This is a genomic window from Pleionea sediminis, assembly GCF_007570825.1.
Lineage (GTDB): Bacteria > Pseudomonadota > Gammaproteobacteria > Enterobacterales > Kangiellaceae > Pleionea > Pleionea sediminis.
The window spans coordinates 194,927-216,388 of the sequence record NZ_SUNB01000001.1 but is presented as its reverse complement, the minus strand read 5'-3'; the positions used below and the strand labels follow the sequence as shown (position 1 = coordinate 216,388).

At 40.9% G+C, this 21,462-nt stretch carries 21 protein-coding genes; 19 read left to right on the top strand and 2 right to left on the bottom strand.

Translation table 11 applies throughout. The annotated features are described in order from the left end of the window. The first annotated feature begins 64 nt into the window (after positions 1 to 64). From ffh to FAX86_RS00745, 9 genes are all read left to right on the top strand, one after another. Positions 65 to 1,453: a signal recognition particle protein gene (gene ffh, locus FAX86_RS00785; protein WP_144391432.1), complete on the top strand. Its 1,389-nt coding sequence runs from the start codon at positions 65 to 67 to the stop codon at positions 1,451 to 1,453. A gap of 212 nt (positions 1,454 to 1,665) precedes the next feature. Continuing rightward, the gene (rpsP, locus tag FAX86_RS00780) at positions 1,666 to 1,914 is read left to right on the top strand and encodes a 30S ribosomal protein S16 (protein ID WP_144391431.1); all 249 of its coding nucleotides are present in this window, start codon (positions 1,666 to 1,668) and stop codon (positions 1,912 to 1,914) included. 25 nt (positions 1,915 to 1,939) lie between these two features. After that, complete coding sequence (gene rimM, locus FAX86_RS00775; protein WP_144391430.1) at positions 1,940 to 2,467, top strand: ribosome maturation factor RimM; 528 nt, start codon at positions 1,940 to 1,942, stop codon at positions 2,465 to 2,467. A 16-nt stretch (positions 2,468 to 2,483) separates the two neighbouring features. Next, complete coding sequence (gene trmD / locus FAX86_RS00770) at positions 2,484 to 3,227, top strand: tRNA (guanosine(37)-N1)-methyltransferase TrmD (RefSeq protein ID WP_425467772.1); 744 nt, start codon at positions 2,484 to 2,486, stop codon at positions 3,225 to 3,227. Positions 3,228 to 3,267: 40 nt separating this feature from the next. Continuing rightward, entirely contained in the window at positions 3,268 to 3,621 is a 354-nt protein-coding gene (gene rplS / locus FAX86_RS00765) for a 50S ribosomal protein L19 (protein WP_144391428.1), read from the top strand. A gap of 149 nt (positions 3,622 to 3,770) precedes the next feature. Then, positions 3,771 to 4,271 carry a hypothetical protein gene (locus FAX86_RS00760; protein WP_205859076.1) on the top strand — a complete coding sequence of 167 codons (501 nt, stop codon included), beginning with the start codon at positions 3,771 to 3,773 and terminating at the stop codon, positions 4,269 to 4,271. Between the two features lie 155 nt (positions 4,272 to 4,426). Continuing rightward, positions 4,427 to 4,894: a methylated-DNA--[protein]-cysteine S-methyltransferase gene (locus FAX86_RS00755; RefSeq protein ID WP_144391426.1), complete on the top strand. Its 468-nt coding sequence runs from the start codon at positions 4,427 to 4,429 to the stop codon at positions 4,892 to 4,894. Further along, entirely contained in the window at positions 4,875 to 5,777 is a 903-nt protein-coding gene (gene xerD / locus FAX86_RS00750) for a site-specific tyrosine recombinase XerD (RefSeq protein ID WP_144391425.1), read from the top strand. The genes FAX86_RS00755 and xerD overlap by 20 nt, the downstream gene beginning before the upstream one ends. A gap of 224 nt (positions 5,778 to 6,001) precedes the next feature. Then, on the top strand, positions 6,002 to 6,853 hold the full coding sequence (locus FAX86_RS00745; RefSeq protein WP_144391424.1) for a DsbC family protein: 852 nt from the start codon (positions 6,002 to 6,004) through the stop codon (positions 6,851 to 6,853). A 28-nt stretch (positions 6,854 to 6,881) separates the two neighbouring features. On the opposite strand, the gene FAX86_RS00740 is transcribed toward FAX86_RS00745, so the two are convergent. Beyond that, positions 6,882 to 7,247: an Mth938-like domain-containing protein gene (locus tag FAX86_RS00740; RefSeq protein WP_144391423.1), complete on the bottom strand. Its 366-nt coding sequence runs from the start codon at positions 7,245 to 7,247 to the stop codon at positions 6,882 to 6,884. Positions 7,248 to 7,277: 30 nt separating this feature from the next. Between FAX86_RS00740 and FAX86_RS00735 the strand changes: the two genes are divergently transcribed. Continuing rightward, positions 7,278 to 8,117 (top strand): hypothetical protein, encoded by an 840-nt coding sequence (locus tag FAX86_RS00735; RefSeq protein WP_144391422.1) that lies wholly within the window; start codon positions 7,278 to 7,280, stop codon positions 8,115 to 8,117. Then, the gene (gene recJ, locus FAX86_RS00730) at positions 8,114 to 9,847 is read left to right on the top strand and encodes a single-stranded-DNA-specific exonuclease RecJ (protein WP_144391421.1); all 1,734 of its coding nucleotides are present in this window, start codon (positions 8,114 to 8,116) and stop codon (positions 9,845 to 9,847) included. The genes FAX86_RS00735 and recJ overlap by 4 nt, the downstream gene beginning before the upstream one ends. Here the strand turns inward: recJ and FAX86_RS00725 are convergent. Next, positions 9,837 to 10,277 carry a hypothetical protein gene (locus FAX86_RS00725; protein WP_144391420.1) on the bottom strand — a complete coding sequence of 147 codons (441 nt, stop codon included), beginning with the start codon at positions 10,275 to 10,277 and terminating at the stop codon, positions 9,837 to 9,839. The genes recJ and FAX86_RS00725 overlap by 11 nt on opposite strands. A gap of 102 nt (positions 10,278 to 10,379) precedes the next feature. Here FAX86_RS00725 and prfB point away from each other — a divergent pair. The 8 genes from prfB to FAX86_RS00685 all read left to right on the top strand — a co-directional run bounded on the left by prfB (position 10,380) and on the right by FAX86_RS00685 (position 21,402). Continuing rightward, positions 10,380 to 11,478 (top strand): peptide chain release factor 2 gene (prfB, locus tag FAX86_RS00720; RefSeq protein ID WP_164503409.1). Its coding sequence is split into 2 segments (ribosomal slippage): positions 10,380 to 10,454 and positions 10,456 to 11,478, totalling 1,098 coding nucleotides; the frame shifts between segments, so codons are not numbered across the junction. Between the two features lie 25 nt (positions 11,479 to 11,503). Next, positions 11,504 to 13,042, top strand: a complete 1,539-nt coding sequence (gene lysS, locus FAX86_RS00715; protein ID WP_144391418.1) for a lysine--tRNA ligase — start codon at positions 11,504 to 11,506, stop codon at positions 13,040 to 13,042. Between the two features lie 54 nt (positions 13,043 to 13,096). Beyond that, complete coding sequence (locus FAX86_RS00710; RefSeq protein ID WP_144391417.1) at positions 13,097 to 13,516, top strand: hypothetical protein; 420 nt, start codon at positions 13,097 to 13,099, stop codon at positions 13,514 to 13,516. A 166-nt stretch (positions 13,517 to 13,682) separates the two neighbouring features. Continuing rightward, the gene (locus tag FAX86_RS00705; protein ID WP_144391416.1) at positions 13,683 to 15,509 is read left to right on the top strand and encodes a GAF and HD-GYP domain-containing protein; all 1,827 of its coding nucleotides are present in this window, start codon (positions 13,683 to 13,685) and stop codon (positions 15,507 to 15,509) included. Between the two features lie 11 nt (positions 15,510 to 15,520). Continuing rightward, positions 15,521 to 17,371, top strand: coding sequence for an adenylate/guanylate cyclase domain-containing protein (locus FAX86_RS00700; protein WP_144391415.1), 1,851 nt, complete (start codon positions 15,521 to 15,523; stop codon positions 17,369 to 17,371). Next, on the top strand, positions 17,368 to 17,862 hold the full coding sequence (locus tag FAX86_RS00695; protein ID WP_144391414.1) for an SH3 domain-containing protein: 495 nt from the start codon (positions 17,368 to 17,370) through the stop codon (positions 17,860 to 17,862). The genes FAX86_RS00700 and FAX86_RS00695 overlap by 4 nt, the downstream gene beginning before the upstream one ends. Before the next feature lies 1 nt (position 17,863). Beyond that, on the top strand, positions 17,864 to 18,751 hold the full coding sequence (locus FAX86_RS00690; protein WP_144391413.1) for a M48 family metalloprotease: 888 nt from the start codon (positions 17,864 to 17,866) through the stop codon (positions 18,749 to 18,751). Positions 18,752 to 19,122: 371 nt separating this feature from the next. Next, positions 19,123 to 21,402 carry a DUF6351 family protein gene (locus FAX86_RS00685; protein WP_144391412.1) on the top strand — a complete coding sequence of 760 codons (2,280 nt, stop codon included), beginning with the start codon at positions 19,123 to 19,125 and terminating at the stop codon, positions 21,400 to 21,402. Positions 21,403 to 21,462: the final 60 nt, after the last annotated feature.

Here is a 21,462-nt window from a genome sequence, read left to right as displayed (position 1 = left end):
AATTTACTTGAGTATATAATAGCGAGTTCGCACTGTAACCATCAATAATGAAAGAGATTTTTCAATGTTTGATAACCTAAGCGACCGCCTGAGTCGGACTTTAAAAAATATTAGCGGCAAAGGGCGCATCACTGAAGACAATATTAAAGACACTCTTCGCGAAGTGAGAATGGCTCTATTAGAGGCCGATGTCGCATTGCCAGTCGTCAAAGATTTCATCGATGCTGTAAAAACGCGCGCTTTAGGTCAAGAAGTGGCAACAAGCTTATCTCCGGGTCAGGCATTCATTAAAATTGTTAATGATGAGATGGTTAAGGCCATGGGAGAGGCTAATGATGCGCTCGATCTTGCAGCCCAACCTCCCGTCGTTATTTTAATGGCTGGCTTGCAAGGCGCGGGTAAAACCACCAGTACCGGTAAATTAGCCCGTTATTTGTCAGAACGAGAGAAAAAGTCAGTATTGGTCGTCAGCGCCGATGTATATCGACCAGCTGCCATTAAGCAGCTGGAAACCGTTGCGGGGCAGGTTGGAGCTGAGTTTTTTCCGAGTTCGACCGATCAAAATCCTTTAGATATTGCTAATGCAGCCATTGAGCATGCTAAAAAGTCCTTCATCGATGTTGTCATTGTTGATACCGCAGGTCGATTAGCGGTCGATGAAGACATGATGAACGAAATCAAAATGCTGCACTCTGGTGTAAAGCCGACTGAAACGTTATTTGTTGTGGACAGTATGACGGGGCAAGATGCCGCTAATACAGCAAAAGCCTTCAACGATGCTTTGGCTTTAACTGGTGTGATACTCACCAAAGCAGACGGTGACGCACGAGGCGGTGCTGCTCTCTCTATTCGTCATATTACCGGTAAACCGATTAAGTTCTTAGGTGTTGGAGAAAAGCTCGATGCTTTAGAGCCTTTCCACCCTGATCGAGTTGCTTCGCGTATATTAGGAATGGGCGACGTTCTTTCTCTTATCGAAGAAGTCGAGCGTAAGGTTGATAAGAAAAAAGCTGAAAAATTGGCGAAGAAAGTCATTAAAGGCAAAGGATTTGATTTAGAAGATTTCCGTGAACAATTAGTGCAAATGAAAAGTATGGGCGGCATGGCTGGGTTAATGGATAAGCTGCCAGGCATGGGGCAAATTCCAGAAGCTGCAAAATCGCAGATTATGAACGACAAGTCGACGATTCAAATGGAAGCGATCATTAATTCTATGACACCGAAGGAGCGCTCACATCCTGACCTAATTAAAGGATCTCGCAAGAAAAGAATTGCAATGGGGTCTGGTACACAAATTCAAGATGTTAACCGCCTGCTTAAGCAGTTTAAGCAGATGCAAAAAATGATGAAAAAAATGAAAGGAAAAGGCGGCATGATGAAAATGATGCGCGGTATGAAGGGGATGATGCCTCCGGGAGGTGGATTCCCTCCTTTCGGTGGTGGAATGCGTTAGCAATCACTTACTTTTCTTTTTTTATGGAAAAATTCGGAGAATTTTGACGTTTGTTTTCAAATAACCTCGAATTTCTGTTTAAAAAGGTTTCCAAAAACATGTTTTGGCGCTAAAATGCGCGTCCTTTAAATTAAGGTCCCGTGTCGGGTGCCTCAATTGATAGAATAACCCGCGAGAAGCGGACTAAAGACACTATAGAGGATTTCAAACGCATGGTTACCATTCGTTTAGCACGTGGTGGCTCTAAGAAGCGCCCGTTTTACCACATTGTAGTAGCAGACAAACGCTGTAAGCGTGATGGACGTTTCATTGAGCGCTTGGGCTTTTTCAATCCAGTAGCTCGTGGAAAAGAAGAGACACTACGCCTTGATCTTGGTCGAGTTGATCACTGGGTAGGTGAAGGCGCTCAAGCATCTGAACGTGTTGCACAGTTGATCAAAACTGCTCGCAAAGCTGCTTAACTGATAAGTTAGACGGTTAGTTGTTATGGCTGAAGATATTGTCGTTATAGGCAAAATAACTTCAGCCTTTGGCGTGAAAGGTGGGGTAAAAATATTTTCTTACACCAAGCCACGCCTGAAAGTTTTAGATTATGACCCTTGGTTGTTAAAACTGGGCGGAGAGTGGAAGCCTGTGAAGCTGCTCAGTGGCAGAGAGCAAGGTAAAACTATCGGCGCGATGTTAGAGGGCATAATAGATAGGAGCCAAGCTGAAGAGCTTGCTGGCACCCAAATCGGTATTTTTGAGCACCAGCTTCCTGATTTAGACAGTGATGAATATTACTGGAGAGATTTGGAAGGGATGCAGGTGGTTAATCAAGAGGGTGTCTCTTTCGGCGAAGTCAGTCATTTGATTGAAACAGGCTCAAATGATGTTCTCGTGGTCCGAGAGACTGCTGAACAAGCTTCTGGAAAAAAGCGAAAAGAGCGTATGGTTCCTTTTACTCCAGATGCTGTGGTTGATGTCAATACAGACGCCAGATTGATTACTGTTGAGTGGGATGCCGATTTCTAACTCAACAACAGCTGAACTGGTTTTCAGTTGTGTGACGCTCTTTCCGGAAATGTTTCGGGCCGTAACTGAGCACGGAGTGACTGGACGAGCAATTAAAGATGGTCTCGTGGATGTTTCTTTTGTTAATCCGCGCGATTATACAACAGACAAGCATCGTACCGTAGATGACCGCCCTTATGGCGGTGGACCCGGTATGTTGATGATGGTTGAACCACTTCGTAAAGCAATTGCGAAGGCGCGGGAAACAATGTGTGGTGAGAGCCATGTTGTTTATTTGTCTCCTCAAGGTTCTCCTCTAAATCAGAGCAAAGTCGAGCAATTGGTTTCTCGAAAGCGCTTAATCTTAGTATCAGGTAGATACGAAGGCGTAGATGAGAGAATTATCGAAAGCCAGGTTGACGAGGAAGTGTCGTTAGGCGATTTTGTTTTGAGCGGTGGCGAGTTAGCTTCTATGGCGCTGATAGATGCCGCAATTCGTTTTGTGCCAGGTGCGCTAGGACATAGCGAATCGGCAGTGAAAGATTCATTTGTGGACGGCTTACTGGATTGTCCACATTATACTCGTCCAGAAATATTGGACGGTAGAAAAGTGCCAGATGTATTGTTGAGCGGAAATCATGCTGCGATTGAACAATGGCGCTTAAAGCAGTCATTAGGAAGAACGTGGTTAAGACGTCCAGAACTGCTTGAACAGCTTGATTTGACTTCTGAGCAACAAAAACTGCTTGCAGAGTTCAAAGCTGAGTACGATAAAGATTAATTTTTTAGTATTTTTTAACATGTGAAATCAGGAGTGGGCCATGAGTAAGATCATCGCTGAACTGGAAAAAGAGCAAACAGAAAAGCAAATCCCTGAGTTTGGTGCGGGTGATACACTCGTCGTTCAGGTAAAAGTAAAGGACGGCGACCGCGAGCGTTTACAGGCGTTTGAAGGTGTTGTTATTGCGAAACGTAACCGAGGATTAAACTCTTCTTTTACTGTTCGTAAAATTTCTTCGGGTGTTGGCGTTGAGCGTACATTCCAAACTTACAGTCCACTTGTTGATAGCATTGAAGTGAAACGTCGTGGTGAAGTTAATAAAGCGAAACTTTACTACTTGCGTGAACGTTCAGGTAAGTCAGCGAGAATCAAAGAGAAGCTTGATAACAAATAAGCAACTGTTTTGATTAAAAAAGGCGTCCATCGGACGCCTTTTTTGTTAGCTAGTTAAAACATTGAATGAAAGTTATACTGAATAAGGTCAAGAACTTTTAATCGATTAACATGCTTATAAAGACTTCAGTTATTTCACGGCTGTTTTTGTTGATTTCGCTTGCATTCTTTTTAGTAACCTTGCGAGCTAAAGAGTACATCGGCTTGTCTATAGGCGGTGATATAGAAGGTTCGGATACTTATTCATCGATTGTCGAGCTAAATTATGCGGGTCGCTATAATTCTAATGTTTCAACCTATTTAGGATGGGCGTGGCGAAATGTTCCAGGTCGAGAATTATTGGTTGAAGGTGAAACTAAGTTTCAGTTGCGTGGCTCTCATGCCGGCTTTCAAGTCCATCCTGATATTCGTTTTGCACGTCCTTTTATTGGCTTAGGTGTGTATTCTGCGATAATTCGATTGTGCGATTTAAATGATTCGACACAGTGTGAAAATGATACGACTTGGGCAATTTATCCTGAAGCAGGTATTCATTTTGCGCCTTTGAAAAATGTAGAGCTAACGATCAAGGTCCGTAAGTACCAATTTGAGAGACGTTATTTGCAAGATGATACGTTACTATCTGCTCACTTTAGTTTTTATATGAACTAATTTCTTTAGTCGATTTTTCGAGCTCTCTCTTGAGGATATTTAGTTTTAATCTTCTACTGTCGCTCAACTATTGCTTGGTTTAATATTGTCTTTCCGATACCTTAATAATTTCAAACTGTAAGTCGAATATTTTTGAAATGGTTTTGAGCTAAGATATGACGAATTCAAGCATTATTTTAAACTCACCGATCGGAAAACTTGAGTTTGTAATCATCGGCGAAGCAGTTCATCAAGTTAATTTAAACGTAGATAAACCAGAAATACCTCCTCATACTGAATTTGAAAGTGAAATATCAAATCAAGTAGACGGCTATTTTTCTGGTGCCTTAAAGCGTTTTACTCTCCCCACTAATGCAAATGTGTCGGAGTTTCAAAAAAGAGTTTTGCAAGCTTTGAGCAATATTCCTTATGGGAAGACGTTGAGTTATGGACAACTGTCTAAAATAATCAACTCCTCACCACGAGCAGTAGGTGGAGGTTGTAGGAGAAATCCGTTGCCGATTATTATTCCATGTCATCGCGTGACAGCAGCCAGTGATATTGGTGGTTTTGCTGGAAAAAAATCGGGAACGCTAGTTCAAATGAAGCATTGGTTGATCCATCATGAGCGAGCTAATTATTAAGATGGATTATATTGAGCAATTTATTGAACACTTGTGGATAGAGCAGGGACTCAGTGAGAATACTTTGTCCAGCTATAAAACAGATTTAAAAAAATTTAATGATTGGTTGCTTTTAAACAAAAAAATATTATCTGATGTTGAGTCACAAGATATTCAACAGTATTTATCTTGGCGCCATAAAAACAATCTTTCTGCACGCTCTACTGCTCGCTTTTTATCGACTGTGCGTCGATTTTATCAGTATTGCATCCAGCAGAATTTAATTTCTTATGATCCATCGGTCAATATCATTTCTCCGAAGTTAGGTAAGTCATTACCGCACTCGTTAACGGAAAGTGACACTGAATTATTGCTGTCCATGCCAGATCAAGATTCTTCTATTGGAATTCGTGATAAAGCAATGATTGAGTTGATGTATTCTAGTGGGTTGCGTGTGACAGAGTTAATTTCAATCGAAATGTCGCAAATAAGTTTGCGCCAGGGAGTCGTCAGGATTGTCGGTAAAGGCAATAAAGAGCGGTTGGTGCCCATGGGAGAGATGGCTCTAACCGCTGTTGAATATTACTTATCACATGCCCGATTAGAGTTTTTGAAAAATCAGAGTAATGATATTTTATTTCTGAGTTCTCGAGGTCAACAAATGACTCGTCAAACTTTTTGGTATCGCGTTAAATTTTATGCGAGTCAAGCAGGTATCAAAAAGCATCTTTCCCCTCATACACTTAGGCATGCCTTTGCAACTCATTTACTCAATCACGGAGCTGATTTAAGAACTTTGCAAATGTTGTTAGGACATTCAGACTTATCTACCACTCAGATATACACGTATGTAGCGAAGGAGCGTTTAAAGCAGCTTCACCAAGAGCACCATCCAAGAGGATAATTGCAATTCTCAATATGTTGTTTTTACTGAATTTTTATTGAAAGTTATACCAATTGACCATTCGTCGGCTTTTTTATGCTGTTGGCGACTTGAGTGTGCACTTTGTCGACTTTCGTCAGTCTGGACTAATGGTATAATGCAAAATTGATACTGAGATTTAATCGCCAATTCGTAGAAGTAAGCGAGTATGTACCTGTTAACCAATTGATTTTTAAGTGGAAAATATGAAATATAATATAATTAGCAAGAGTTTATTCGGCCTTGTTACTGCAGGGTTAATTTTTGGCTGCAGCGAAGCGACCAGTGATTCGACTGAAGCAGAGGCAGAAACGGAAAAGAAAGCCGTTTCTGATGTGAAGCCAGTTGAAAAGAATTCTGAAGCAGCTGAAGAGTTGACTGGTGCCGATAAGGTCAGAAAGGCGTTGGAAAAGCAGTTCGGGCCAATTCCAATTGATAAACTGCGGTTAAGTGAAATGCCCGGTATCTATGAAGTCGTCGCTCAGGGACAAGTCATTTATATTACTGAAGATACGCAATTTTTCTTTCCTGGACCACTTATTGCTCTAAAAGATGGAAATAGAGTTAATCTAACTGATAAAACATTGCGCGAGATTGAGCTCGAAAAAGCACCTGAGAGAGCTGAGCTAATGGCTGCTGTTGATTCAAATGATACCGTTTTATTTAAAGCTGAGAATGAAAAGCACGTCGTTAATGTTTTCACTGATGTAGACTGCGCCTATTGCCGTCGGTTACACCAGCAAATGGATGGATATTTGAAAAACGGCATCACTATTCGATATTTAGCTTTCCCTCGCGCGGGAATTGGCTCTGGCTCTTATAATAAATTAGTTTCTGTGTGGTGTTCCGAAGACCGTAAAGCGGCGATGGATCAGGCCAAACTTAATAACAAATTTGAGCCTAAAGAATGTAAAAATCCAGTAGCGGATCAGTACACTTTGGTTAAGAAATTAGGGTTATCGGGGACGCCAGCATTAATCCTTACCGATGGCGAGTTGATTAGTGGTTTTGTTGAGCCTGATCAACTTGTGGAAATGCTGGACAGTAAAGCTAGATAAATTCCGCAGGTTTAAGCTGCTTTATTTTCTACAGAAGTAAAGCAGCGACATCTCTACCTTCTGCCGCTAATAACATGAATGTTCGACATGCTGCATCTGTTGACATGACATCTATGACGAAATGGTTACTGATACAGTAAGCATTTAGGTTCTCATCTAAAAAGCGAGTTGTTTTGCCAGTTCCTAGAAGGACGACTTCAGGCTTGTTTGCCATAATTTTATCGATATGATTTTGTGTCAAATTTCTTAACTGAGAGCAGTCGCGGATTTGTTCAATACTTTCTGGCGTTAAGTAAAGAGGCAAAGAATAATCTTTTTTATTGATTTTTAATTTACCGTCTTGGTAGGCTTCTATTTGAACCGAGTGTTCACCGTTATCGAGTTGAATTTGCATTCTCAACACTCCTGGTAGGTTGTATAAAAAATGAAATATAAAAAAGTCGAGACAGAAAGTTGGTTCATTCCAGAGTTGTCTCGTCTCTTAGAACTTCCGCTTGATAATGCCAGTCAGTTAAGTCACTGTTTAAAAGCTCAATATTCTCATGTTCCTGCTGAAAGTCAAATTTCTGTTGTCGAGGGAAAAAAGGACGCAGAAGCAAAGTCTAACAATGAAGTAGGCGAGTATAGATATTGGTGTCATGCAACTTATTTGCAACCTGATTCCTCGGGGATTCGAGTGGCCGCTGCGACGAGTTATTCGAGTAATATTGAAAAACAAAAATTGATTGTTCAACAATTGAACTCACATTTTGCCGATCAAAGTATCGACTTTTTTCTTGAAGGGAAAGAAATTAAGTTGAAAACTTCCAGAAAGTTACCCGATTCTTGGGCGTCTATCTTTGATATTATTAATCAAAATCTATTTAGCGTTATAAAAAATAACGATCCAAATACGCTTGAGTGGTTATCGCTGGTAAATGAAAGTCAGATGTTGTTCGCTGAACCTGCAATAATCGATAGCCGGTCTTCCAGCATGTCACATAGTACGATGAGCATGCACGGGATTTGGGTGAGCCCAATTCCGGATTGGTTGGAGTCTGTAAACATTCATCAAGAAAGTTTTTTCGTTAAGGGTGCACAATTGTATTTACAGCAAGATCCCCAAGAGCTTGAGTTGTGGCTGGGTCAGCTCCTGGCGCGATTAATAAAGTTAAGATCAAACTCTCCTGCCTCAATCTCTGATGGAAAAAATACTTGGCGAAAAAAATCATTACAACAATGGCTTCTAAGGCTTCGGTCTTTATTTAAAATGGGTGAGTCATGATTTTCAAAAATATACAACGTCGAGCTATATCATCTGTTTCAGAAGAATTATCTTCATTCCCGCCGTTGCTACAAAGGGTGTATGCAGCTCGGAATATTCAACAAAAGAATGAGCTTGAGTCGGGGTTGTCCAATCTTCTGGACTATCGGATGTTGTCAAATATTGATGCTGCTACAGATGCTCTAATCGAAATGATTAACAGTAATGCAAGAGTTGTTATTGTAGGTGATTTTGATGCCGATGGTGCTACGAGTACGGCTTTGCTTATGTTGGCATTATCCGCAATGGGATTAAAGAACCTCGAATATACTGTGCCTAATCGATTTGAATACGGTTATGGGTTGTCTGAAAAAATAGTCGACGAAGTTGCCAAAAAAAATCCCGATTGGATCATTACTGTTGATAATGGTATTTCAAATCATCAAGGTGTCAAAAGGGCGAAAGAAAAGGGGATAAAGGTGCTCATTACTGATCATCATTTACCAGGTGAGTCATTACCTGAAGCTGATGTGATCATAAATCCTAATTTGCCAGGTGATCGTTTTCCCAGTAAAGCCCTGGCCGGAGTTGGTGTCGCATTTTACGTTTTGATTGCTCTTCGAGCAAAATTACGAGAACAAAATTATTTTTCGAATAATAACTTATCTGAACCTAATCTTGCAGAGTGGCTCGATTTAGTTGCATTGGGTACGGTAGCTGATGTTGTTCCTTTGGATGCGAACAATAGAAGAATCGTCGCGCAGGGATTAGAACGAATCAGGGCCGGGCGATGTCGCCCCGGAATTTTACTGTTATTACAAGCAGGAAAACGTAAGGTCAATTCACTTGAAGCCAGTGATTTGGGGTTCGCCGTTGGTCCAAGACTAAATGCTGCTGGGCGGCTTGAAGATATGTCTTTGGGAATCGAATGTTTGCTGGCTGATACAGAAAGTGCTGCTGCGCCAATGGCATTCGAATTGGATGGATTGAATCAGTACCGACGTGAAATAGAGCAAGAAATGGTTGAGCAAGCTGTTCGAGTCGTCGACAAATTAGGCTCAGCCTCTAGCGGTTCACGACCCAATGCAGTGTGTTTATTTGATGAGGAGTGGCATCAAGGGGTTGTCGGGCTGGTTGCGTCAAGGATGAAAGAAAAATTAAATCGTCCCGTAATTGCTTTTGCCGAAGAAAGTGAAGACACAATTAAGGGATCGGGTCGCAGTGTGCCGGGAGTTCATATGCGAGATGTACTGGCCAACTTAGCAACTAATCATCCGCAAATTCTTAGCAAGTTTGGCGGGCATGCAATGGCTGCGGGATTATCAATTAACCGGTCTGATTTTGCTGAGTTCTGTGAGCTGTTTGAGCAAGAGGTGAATCACTGGTTGGGTGACGAAGTTATCGAAGATGTATTGGTTACTGATGGGACTTTGGAAGATCATGAATTTAGTCTGGAAACAGCCATTCAACTAAAAAATGCTGGCCCTTGGGGACAGGCGTTTCCTGAGCCGTCTTTTGATGATGAATTTGAGGTGATTAATCAAAGAGTTGTCGGCGAAAAGCATCTTAAACTAGTTTTAAGAAAAAAGAATTCTTCGATCGACGTGGATGCCATTTTTTTCTTTTGTCCTGAATTGTTACTCATAGAGACGCTAAGTACAGTTGAAGTCGTTTATCGATTGAGTATTAATGAATTTCGTGATGAAACTAACCTGCAACTTATTGTTGAGCAGCTGCGCCCTATTGTTTGACTTTTGATTTTGCCGGGGCTGGATTTAATTCTGCGAGAATTTCTCCGCAATAATTGCTATTGCCCTTCCATTGCAAGTCTTTGACTTCACTTCTTTCGACATTGGTTGTTGCTTGAAAAATACAAATATCGTCTTCTGTTTCAATCGGGAGAGTTATGCCGATTCCGCCAAACCAACCGCGTCCTCCGGTTGATGAGCCAATGGACACTGAACTTTGTGAGCTCGAGTGGTCTTGCTTTTTCCATTCGACATACGTTGCACCATCCAGCTCATACTGTCGAGTCGGAACACCGAGAACAGCGATAAGTTGTGTTAGATTTAGACCGTTGAAGTGATTTAATTGCTGGTCGACCTCTTCATTGCTGTACGTAGCGCATGATGAGATAAGATGGAGTGCAATGATGATTGTGACAATCTTTAGATATTTCATTAATTTACACCCTTAATCGTGTGATACCTCTGTCTAAATCAGAGGCGTTTTTGTACAATAGCGCCTTTTGTAATTATAGAAAAGTAACCGGTTAACAATATTATGTTAGAAGTCAACGCAATCAGAGAGAAAATCAAGGACTTAGCAGCTCGTAATGTCGAGCTTAGGGGGTATCTTTGACTTTGAAACAAAAAGCGAACGGCTAACTGAAGTCGAGCGAGAGCTCGAAGACCCCGAAGTTTGGAATGAGCCAGAAAAAGCGCAGGAGCTTGGTAAAGAGCGAGCATCTCTCGAACTAATTGTCGAGACGTTCAATAAACTAGGTTCTGGGTTATCGGACAGTGAAGAGCTGTTAGAGCTAGCCCTCGAAGAAAATGATGAAGAGAGCGTTTCTGAAGTCGAATCTGAACTGCAAGATCTTGAAAAGCAATTAGAGGTCTTAGAGTTTCGTCGAATGTTTTCGGGGGCGAATGATGAATCTGATTGTTACATGGATATTCAAGCTGGTTCTGGTGGTACTGAGGCTCAAGACTGGGCTAATATGCTACTGCGCATGTACCTTCGATGGGGAGAAGCAAAAGGCTTTACCACCGAACTTATCGAGGTTTCAGATGGCGAGGTCGCCGGTATCAAAAGTGCGACGATTCGATTCAGTGGCGAATATGCTTTTGGCTGGTTGCGAACTGAAACCGGTGTTCATCGTTTGGTAAGAAAGTCACCCTTTGACTCGGGCAATCGCCGACACACTTCTTTTGCGTCTGCTTTTGTTTACCCAGAAGTTAATGATGATATTGAAGTTGAAATTAATCCCGCTGATTTGAGAATTGATACTTATCGAGCCAGTGGCGCGGGCGGGCAGCATGTCAATAAAACCGACTCTGCGGTGCGAATTACTCATTTACCGACAAACACCGTCGTGCAGTGTCAGACGGATCGCTCGCAACATAAAAACAAAGATCAAGCCATGAAATTATTGAAGGCTAAATTACATGAGCTTGAGGTTATGAAACAAAATGAAGAGAAACAGCAAATGGAAGATAACAAATCAGACATTGGCTGGGGTAGTCAAATACGCTCTTATGTTTTAGACGATGCACGAATAAAAGACCTTAGAACAGGCGTCGAAAATAGAAATACTCAAGCTGTTTTGGACGGTGACTTGGATACATTTATAGAAGCCAGCTTAAAAGCGGGCTTGTAAATAGAAATAACGATTGAGAAAACTTATGACCGATCAAATTCAACATGATGAAAACAAATTAATCGCCGAACGACGCAACAAGTTAGAGTCTATTCGCAAAGATTGTAAGTCTAATGGGCACCCCAACACATTCCGCCGGGAACATTATGCTGGTGACTTACAAAAAGAATATGAAAATACGAGCAAAGAAGAGTTAGAAGATTTAGGCAAAGTTGTCTCGGTTGCTGGTCGAGTTATGGCAAAGCGAGGTCCTTTTTACGTATTGCAAGATATGAAGGGGCGTATTCAGGCCTATTCTGGCAAAGAGGTTCAGAAAGACATTAAACAGCGCTGGGGCGATTTGGATATTGGTGACATTATCGGTGTCAAAGGTCCGCTAAAGCGATCCGGAAAAGGTGATTTATTCGTAGGTATGGGCGAATATGAATTACTTACAAAGTCACTTCGACCCTTGCCTGATAAGTTTTCTGGATTAAAAGATCAAGAGCTTAAGTATCGGCAACGTTACGTCGATTTAATAACTAACCAGGGTACACGCGATAACTTTTTGGTGCGTAGTAAAGTGGTTGAGGGCATTCGTAAATATTTGGCTGACAGAGACTTTATGGAAGTTGAAACCCCGATGCTTCAGGTTATTCCTGGCGGTGCGACAGCGAAGCCATTCGTCACGCATCACAATGCAATGGACATCGAAATGTTTTTGCGAATAGCTCCTGAATTGTATTTGAAGCGGCTGGTTGTCGGCGGCTTTGAAAGAGTGTTTGAAATTAATCGTAATTTCCGAAATGAAGGTCTGTCGACCCGGCACAATCCGGAGTTCACGATGCTGGAGTTTTATCAGGCATACGCTGATTATCGAGACCTAATGAACTTAACTGAAGATATGTTGCGAACTTTGGCAAATGATATTTTGGGAACCACTAAGATCGTCAATACGACGAAAGATGATGATGGCAATGTAACTTCTGAAGTTGAATACGATTTTGGTCAACCATTTGAACGACTTTCAATGGTTGAAGCTGTTCTTAAGTATAATCCTGAGTTTGATGCTCAGGTGTTTGATAACGCAGAAGAAAATCTCGAAACACTTAAAGAATATGCAGCAAAAGTCGGTGTTAAAGTGCCTGAGAAAAATGTTTGGGGTGCAGGCAAATATATTACTGAAATATTCGAAGAAACGGCTGAGCATAAACTGATCCAACCAACTTTTATTACAGAGTATCCGTGGGAAGTGTCTCCACTAGCGCGTCGTAATGATAATAACCCATTTGTCACCGATCGATTTGAATTCTTCGTAGGTGGTCGTGAATTAGCTAATGGTTTCTCTGAGCTTAACGATGCCGAGGATCAAGCGGCGCGATTCCGGAAGCAAGTGGAAGAGAAAGAGTCGGGTGATGATGAAGCCATGCACTACGATGAAGACTACATTCAAGCATTAGAGTTTGGCTTACCACCAACGGCAGGTGAAGGGATTGGTATCGACCGACTCGTCATGTTATTTACCGACTCTCCAACCATTAAAGATGTTATTTTATTCCCTCACATGCGCCCGCAAGCTCAATAGAGAAATGATAAGTTAAAGGGGCGCTAAGGCGTCCCATATTTTCAGGTTTTTACTATGAATTTTGTTATACGATTTAACTGGATATTGATTGGACTCGGAGCTTTCTTGCTTTATTTTGAGTTTGGTTCGATTTCGTCAGTAGAATCAGGAACGCCGCATTTTCTGATGATTGATTTAATTGCGGTTTCTGGTCTTGCGTTGTTACAGCTAGTTTTTCTTTTAAAGTTACGCCAGTTTTATGGATTTTCGCTAGTTTTGCTGTACACCATTGCGCTCCTCGTCGGATTGAGAATCATGCTCTCAGTCGGGCAATTACTGTCGTTTTCCGGAATCTTGTTTTTCATTCTTGAGTTGTTTGTTATTTTTTACTTAATTGGTGTTCGAGGATTTTTGAAGTCGAATAAAGGTCGTGCAGCATTTGGTCTTGAGCCTAATCCTTCGCAAGGTGGCGAGCAACGTACTGATGTTTCTTAATATTTAATAGTTATAACCTGTGGCGGTAAAATTAATCTCAATTTTATCGCTAATTTGAATCTGAATTTTCCTGCTATTTTTATTCGCAAATTAAGCAATATTTGAGATTTGTCATACACTTAAGACAATATGGGTTTATCCCGATCTGTCTTGAGGAGTATGTTGTTTGACACCCTTGTGGAAGTTGGCCACCAATTCTCGAACATTGCAACGGTTGCTTATGCCGTTGCTATCGGCTGAGCAAATGTGCATTTTGATGGACCATCAAACTCGTGATTTGCGGAATGTCGCTGCCATCTTTATTGATTCCGATGCTGACTTTTTACCTGACTTAAATGAACTCGACTTCGATGGTTTAATTTTTACAACCAAAGATCATCCAAAATCGGACAGTACTTTTTCTTCAGACTTTAGTCAGGCGCAATTAAAGAAGGCCATTCAGCTCATCAAGAAATTTGCCCGACAGCAAGATGCTCTGGTACAGCAGCAAGAGCTAAATCAGGAAATGACACAGATCGGCATTGCGCTGTCATCGGAAAAAGAATTGTCAAATCTACTTACGATGGTTTTAGAGGAAGGGAGAAAACTTGCGCAATGTGAGGCGGCTTCTCTTTACCTTGTTGATAAGTCTGATAAAGATGAACCGTGCTTAAAGTTTATGCTTTTTCAGAATGAAAAATTGGATGTTCCTTTTGAAGAAAAGCGTTACCCATTGAATCCATCTTCTATGGCAGGATATGTTGCATTAACTGGCGAGTCTTTAAATATATTTGATGTTTATCAAATAGAAGAAGATGCCCCTTATTCGTTTGATGATGCTTTTGATCGTTTATACGACTATCGCACGCGAGAAGTACTAACGATTCCAATGAAAAACCATAGTGACGAAACGATTGGCATACTGCAGTTATTGAATCGTAAGAATCCTGAGCAGCAAGGTAAACAATTCGATCCTCAAACATGCGATTTAGTTACTGCTCTAGCAAGTCAATCGGCGGTCGCTATCGATAATAGTTTATTGATCGAAAATATTAGAGAATTATTTGAAGGATTTGTATCTGCTGCTGTTACGGCTATCGAGGCACGAGATCCAATTACCAGTGGACACTCTTTTCGCGTTGCAGACTATTCATGTCTATTGGCAGAAAAGTTAGAACATCATCCAACACTTAGAGAACAGCGTTTATCAATTGTTGATATGCGAGAATTAAGATACGCAGCTCTCCTCCATGACTTCGGTAAAGTTGGTGTCCGAGAACATGTATTACAAAAAGCAAAAAAGCTTAATCCGTTCGAGTTAGAGTTAATTCGAGCTCGACTAAAATGGTTCCGGCAAAAATTGAAGGCCGACTTTTATCACATGGCTTTTGAGTGTCAAAAAGAAGGTAAGCCGGAATTTAAAAGTTGGTACGATGAGCACTACGAAAAGCACAATGAACATTTGGGCCAACTCGACGTTTATTTATCGATTATTGAAGAAGCCAACGAGCCAAGTATTCTACACCAGGATCATTTTGACAAGTTGGTACGGTTAAAAGACTTAAAATTTGAGTCCGATGGAAATGTTCAAGAATTGATTACTGAACAAGAATTTTTGTCACTTTCGGTAACCCGAGGTAGTTTAACAGACGCGGAACGAGAAGAAATTCAATCACACGTTAATCATACTTTTGAATTCTTACGCCGTATCCCCTGGACGCAAGACTTGCAAAATGTTCCTAATATTGCAAGTGCTCACCATGAAAAACTGGATGGTAGTGGATATCCTTTTGGTTTGACCGCAGACGATATTCCAATACAAACACGAATGATGACCATCGCCGATATTTTTGATGCACTAACTGCAGCGGATCGACCCTACAAAGCAGCAATGCCACACGATAGAGCTCTTGATATATTGCTTGGTGACGCTAAGGGAGGTAAGCTGGATCGAAGACTGGTCGATTTATTTATTGAATCTAAAGCGTATCAACTTCCTGAAGTAAAAAAATAGACATAAAAGATATGTTTAAAACTGTGCGACGAAGTGCATTAATTGGTGCGATGCTATCATCGTTGTTGCTTTTAATTTTAAGTGACACACAAATTAAAACTCATATTGATGAGAGTTGGAATGACTGGCTCGTACGTTTAAATGCTGTTTCTCAAACTCCTTCTTCACAAATACTTATCGTCGATATCGACGATAAAAGTTTATACGCAATGGAGGCGATTGCGGGCAAATGGCCCTGGCCTCGAAGTATACATGCATTGCTTATTGAAGGATTGAGTGAGTATCATCCCAAAGCGATTGTATTTGACATCTTATTCGCCGAGCAAGACGTCTATCGACCTGATAGTGACCGTTATTTTGCTGAGTCGCTAACTCCCAAAAATTCAGTCTATTTAGCTGGGAGTGTTGTTGCTAATGCGGCAGGAGCTAAAACTAGCACACTGTCCGATGTCAAAGATGCATTGTCTTTAACTAAAACGTCATCTGCAGATCCTGCCGCGACAGCATCGTTGGTGTTACCGTGGATTATTGAGCAAGATGATTGGCGAGTAGGCAGCATTAATTTTTCGTTGTCTGAAGATGGCGTTGGCCGTTTGTATCCCGTGTACCATAACTTGAGTGGATGGCATTGGTTGAGTTTACCTGCGATAGTTGCGCGAGATCTCGGTATTTCTTTGCCTGATCAAGAAGATATTCGCTTACGTTGGCTTGGCGAGCACACCATGTCTTTTCAACATGTCAGTTATAGTGATGTTTTTTCTCATTTGGAAGAGGATGTCGATAAAAAGTACAGTGACTTATTTGAGAATAAAATAATTTTAATTGGAAGTTCTGCAACGGGATTATTTGACGCGCGTCCTACACCGGTGAGTCAAAATCATCCTGCGATTGCTATTCTTGCAACGGCGCTAGATAATTTGATAGAAAGTCGCTATTACAAGGATATTGATGCTGCTTGGGGAAATCTTCTGGGAATATTACTTACCAGTTTCTTTTTTTATTTTATGTGGATAAGCCCAAAATATCGTTCATTGTTCGTCGTTTACTGGCCTTTATTTTTATTGAGTAGTTCTTCTATATTATTGTTTTCTTGGTTATCAGTGAAGAATGGTTTTGTTTTCTCCGTCGCATTTACCATCGTATTTTCTGCCTTTAGTTTGTTAATAGTAACTTTATTGCGCGGATTTACAGAGTATCTACAACGCCTTAGATTGGTTGGACTTTTCAGTCGATTTATGGATCCCAGAGTAGTCAATCAGCTGATTAATAAGCATCAACTTGAAATATCTACTCAAAGTAAAAGTTGTGAAGTAACCATTTTATTTTCTGATATTAGAGGATTTACTACGCTTTCCGAAAAGAATACTCCAGAGGCCATTGTCAATATTTTAAATCAATATTTTTCACTACAAGTCGAGACGATATTTAAATACGGTGGAACCCTGGATAAATTTATTGGTGATGCCATTATGGCATTTTGGGGAGCGCCTGTTGATGACCCTAAGCAAGCAGAAAATGCAATTTTAGCTGCCATTGAAATGACAGAGAATTTAAAGAAATTCAGACAAACACTGCCCTCGGAAATGCGAGACTTTGATGTTGGTATTGGATTGCATACTGGTATAGCTGTCGTCGGTATGATTGGTTCTGAAAAACGTTACGACTATACTGCAATAGGTGATACAGTAAACTTAGCGAGTCGAATCGAAGGATTAACAAAGGATAGAGCTCGTATTCTTATTTCTGAAGATTGTAAAGATAAATGCGGAAATAACTTTTCGTGGCAACCAATGGGGTCGTTTACAGTTAAGGGTAGAACAGAACCCGTTAACATTTTTAGCATCGAAGGAGGTGAGCTATGAGATTGCTCCAGTTACTCGTGATACTCGCGTTTCTGTTAAGTAGCGCTGTCAGCGCAACGAGTTTAGGACAGGTGACGAAAGACACTCAACTTTTCGAAAAGCCAACGGCAAAGTCGAAGAAACTTAAACGACTTAAAGCTGATCAAAAAGTATCTGTTAAACGAAGAAAAGGTGGCTGGTATGAAGTTTCAATTAATGAACTCGAAGGTTGGATGCGAATGTTTTATCTGCGTTTTTCGCCACAAAACCCTGGCGAAAGTCGATTAGGAGTCGGCGCTTTACTTGGGAGTACCAATAAACCTCATAGTGACATAACTTTGACTACTGGTGTGCGAGGTATCACGGAAAAGCAGTTGAAGAATTCAAAGCCAGCATTTTCCGTTTTAAGTGAATTATCACTTAATGCAAGTAATGCAAAGGAAGCTGAAAAATTTGCGCAACGTGAAAAACTTAAAGTTAAAAAAGTAAAGTACGCAAAGGTCAAGGAGTAAGATGATGAAAACTTTGAAAGTAATTTTGTGTTCTTGCCTATTGGTTCTTGTGTCGTGCAAAGGAATGGTTATTAATGGTATTGACCTTGGGCGGGCGGTTGATATTGGTTCCAAGGCATTGTCCTCAAACGATGTATCTGAAGAAGATGAACGAAATATGGGAGCGCAGATGGCTGCTATTGTCTTGGGTAGCGCACCGTATCACAAAAATGTCAGCCTGCAAAACTACGTAAATCGAGTGGGATTTTGGGTCGCGTTGCAATCTGAACGACCCCATCTCGCATGGCAGTTTGCTGTTGTTGATACTTCTGCTGTTAATGCCTTTGCGATGCCTGGAGGATATGTTGTTGTTACCTCAGGAATGTTAGATTTGTTATCAACAGAAGCTGAGTTAGCCGCCGTTCTCGCCCATGAAATTGCTCATGTTAATCGCAAACATTACCTAAAAGCGATGGAAAAATCACGCTCTCTCTCGTTAGTTGGAGATGTAGCAATGTTTGCCGGTGATGTCTATCAAACGAAAAAAGGAAGTAGTTCTGATACAGATTTTTATCGCAATAAAGTTGTTGCTGAGAAATTGTTGAATACAACATCCGAACTTTATTCTAAAGGTTTGGAGCGAGGTGATGAGTTTGAGGCTGACTCTCATGCTGTAACCCTTGTAGCAAGAGCTGGATACGATCCTTATGCTGTTGCGCATGTTTTACAAAAGTTAGGGAGTTTAAGTGCCGACGATTCGGATCTGCAATTGTTATTTAATTCTCATCCTGCTCCAGATGATCGAATTCGCTCAATTCGAAAAACTTATCAACAGATTGATGTGGAGAGTGGAAAGCTCGTTGAACAGCGATTTGATACAGTGATGGCGCAAGTTAAACTGAGCGATTGAGTTATAAGTCTGTTTTTTTTAAGAACGAGAAAATAAGCTCTCCGACTATTTGTTTGTGCGATGCGGCGAGGGAGGAGATTTTTACTCGTTTTTTGAGTTGATAGTCCGAGTTTTTCACAATTAGAAAGCATTCTTTTTGCTTTGATGAGCTCTACCGATTAATGTGCTTGTGATAAGTTACTACTCACCTCTTATTGGGAGATGATTAAGGTTGTTACAAGCCATTAATTTTTTTGCCTGATAGTTACCTAAATTTTTCGATTAAGACAATGTGATCAAGATCATCTTCTATAATCAATAGATAATGATATGAGATTTCAGTTCGGCCGATTAATGAAGTCTCTTTAGTGCAGTTTACTAAGGAGATTAATATGCACCTCAAGCGATTGCTTGCACTTTATTGCGCGTCTCTAAAAACTGTCAGTAGTATTTTAGGGTGTTCGCTGCTGATTTTTCTGGTGGGCTGTCAGTCAGCTCGTTTTTATCCAAAGATCACTAAGCTTCCAGAGAACAATTCTCAAGCACCTCAGCTATCCAGTCATTCATGGAATGATAAGTTGTTAAATGCAAAAACACCTACCTCTTTAACATTCCAGAAAGAGTTGGTAACTCGACCTGATGAAGACTTTAATTTTCCGATACAGTTTGGAGAGATAGGTCCAGTAGACTCATTATTTTCTGGTCCTCTTCAGTATCCTTTTTATTGTCGCACTTATGACTCTGGATTGGGGCAACCGCTAGTCGATAATTATGAAGGATTTGGAATTCCTGTTTATGAAGGCTCACCGAGTAAAGACAGTAGGGTAATTGGATATAGCAAAGATTGCTCGATACAAACACAGGTTATTTACTTCTACAAAAGTCAAGAGTCAGGAAAGTTTTTACGCTGGAAGAACTCAGGAGAAAAGATTGAAAGTATTTCGTTAAATGGGAAAGCTGTTCCCTTTATAGTTCGCATAGAGGTGGGGACTATTAATCGATTTATTTACACTTTGATGTCGTTGAAAGGGGCAAAAGACACCGCTGAACAAGTGGATAAGACCCATTGGAATAACAAGCTAGTGTATTACTTTGGCGGTGGCGTCGGAATAGGATACGATCAAGGAAAAATTCGTTTTAATCGTTTACTTGAACGTTTAGAAGCACCCTTATCATCGGGCTATGCTGTTGCGCATTCAACAGGTAATGACACATCAACCCATTTTGATATTGTTTTATCAGAAGATACGGCCCTACGTGTAAAGCGCCAGTTTGTGAGCCGTTATGGCGAACCCGAATATACCGTTGGAATGGGTGCATCAGGTGGGGCAATTCAACAGTATTTGTTGGCTCAAAATCGTCCTGGATTTTTAGATGGAGCCATTACGATTTACTCTTATCCCGACATGATTACGCAAACAACTTATGCGTTAGATTGTGACCTTTTGGAATACTATTTTGACGAGCAAGATAAAGACTCTGAACTTTGGTCGGACATGAGAAATCGTCAGTGGATATTGGGTACTAGTGCAAATAATAATGCTTCAAATCGATTTTATCAGTTAGATATTTTAGCGCATGTTGCCAGTTTACGATGGCCAAATTGGCGCACTGAGGGCATCACGGAGTGCGCTAAGCATTGGCGTGTTGTCAGTCAACTCGTTCATAACCCCAGGGCTCTAAGGTATGAAGATTTATATTCGAAAAATGTTTTGAATAGTGTGGAGTGGTCCTTTTGGGGTAATTTATCTCATCGTCTTGGTCAACGAGCATCGGGCCTGGGAAAACAAACTTGGGATAATGTGGGAGTTCAGTATGGATTAAAAGCATTAGTTGACGGTCGAATTTCTCCTGAACAATTTTTGGATTTAAACACTAAAGTTGGCAGCTGGTTGCCTCCCGAAGAAATGAAATCAGTGCGTTACTGGCTTTATGCGGGCAATGAAAAAGCATCCAAGTTTTCAATGTGGAGTCACCACAACATGCAATTGGCAAAGCGTTCAAAAGAGCGAGTTGCACCTCGCTTAAGTGGTGACATTGATGCGATGAAAGCCGCAATTCGTGAAGGATATGTTTTCCTTGGAGATATCGATATTCCGGTATTAGATTTTCGACATTATCTGGAAAAGAAAGTCGACATGCATCATATGTCGGCTTCATTTTCTTCTCGTTTAAGGATTCAAAAAGCGAAAGGACATTACAATAATCAAGTTATTTGGGTCAGTAATGAGTCAGGCTTTCCTGTCGCAAGGATGTTGTCTTCAATGGATAAATGGATTAAGGCGAAGCGTCGAGGCGGCCGTGTAGAAAAGCCAGTTCTTGATGCTTGCTTTAACAAAAAGGGTGAATTAATTGCTGAAGGGAATAATGTTTGGAATGGAAGTTGGAATGGTAAAAAAACAGGGCAATGCAGTTCAATTTTTAAAATGAATTCGACATCACGCGTTGTTGCGGGTGATTCACTGGCCGGATACACCTTTAAGTGCCAGCTTCAATCCGTAGAGCAGGCGATTAACCGTGGCATTTACCGGGGCATTAATATGAAAAATTACCAAGCGCAGCTGGAGAAAGTCTTTCCCATGGGAGTTTGTGACTATGGGTCAACAGAGTTTTATCCCATCGAGCAAGCTAAACCCATGTTGACTTCGAAACCAAAAAATATGACGCCGTAAGGTGATGATTTGTGGATCGTGAGTCGATTATTACCCGTTAAGTTAGGTCTCTAAACAGCT

Coding starts and splice junctions, on each gene's coding strand:
- ffh (WP_144391432.1), top strand. CDS start 65: ATGTTTGATAACCTAAGCGACCGCCTGAGTCGGACTTTAAAAAATATT.
- rpsP (WP_144391431.1), top strand. CDS start 1,666: ATGGTTACCATTCGTTTAGCACGTGGTGGCTCTAAGAAGCGCCCGTTT.
- rimM (WP_144391430.1), top strand. CDS start 1,940: ATGGCTGAAGATATTGTCGTTATAGGCAAAATAACTTCAGCCTTTGGC.
- rplS (WP_144391428.1), top strand. CDS start 3,268: ATGAGTAAGATCATCGCTGAACTGGAAAAAGAGCAAACAGAAAAGCAA.
- FAX86_RS00755 (WP_144391426.1), top strand. CDS start 4,427: ATGACGAATTCAAGCATTATTTTAAACTCACCGATCGGAAAACTTGAG.
- xerD (WP_144391425.1), top strand. CDS start 4,875: ATGAGCGAGCTAATTATTAAGATGGATTATATTGAGCAATTTATTGAA.
- FAX86_RS00745 (WP_144391424.1), top strand. CDS start 6,002: ATGAAATATAATATAATTAGCAAGAGTTTATTCGGCCTTGTTACTGCA.
- FAX86_RS00740 (WP_144391423.1), bottom strand. CDS start 7,247: ATGCAAATTCAACTCGATAACGGTGAACACTCGGTTCAAATAGAAGCC.
- FAX86_RS00735 (WP_144391422.1), top strand. CDS start 7,278: ATGAAATATAAAAAAGTCGAGACAGAAAGTTGGTTCATTCCAGAGTTG.
- recJ (WP_144391421.1), top strand. CDS start 8,114: ATGATTTTCAAAAATATACAACGTCGAGCTATATCATCTGTTTCAGAA.
- FAX86_RS00725 (WP_144391420.1), bottom strand. CDS start 10,277: ATGAAATATCTAAAGATTGTCACAATCATCATTGCACTCCATCTTATC.
- lysS (WP_144391418.1), top strand. CDS start 11,504: ATGACCGATCAAATTCAACATGATGAAAACAAATTAATCGCCGAACGA.
- FAX86_RS00710 (WP_144391417.1), top strand. CDS start 13,097: ATGAATTTTGTTATACGATTTAACTGGATATTGATTGGACTCGGAGCT.
- FAX86_RS00700 (WP_144391415.1), top strand. CDS start 15,521: ATGTTTAAAACTGTGCGACGAAGTGCATTAATTGGTGCGATGCTATCA.
- FAX86_RS00695 (WP_144391414.1), top strand. CDS start 17,368: ATGAGATTGCTCCAGTTACTCGTGATACTCGCGTTTCTGTTAAGTAGC.
- FAX86_RS00690 (WP_144391413.1), top strand. CDS start 17,864: ATGATGAAAACTTTGAAAGTAATTTTGTGTTCTTGCCTATTGGTTCTT.
- FAX86_RS00685 (WP_144391412.1), top strand. CDS start 19,123: ATGCACCTCAAGCGATTGCTTGCACTTTATTGCGCGTCTCTAAAAACT.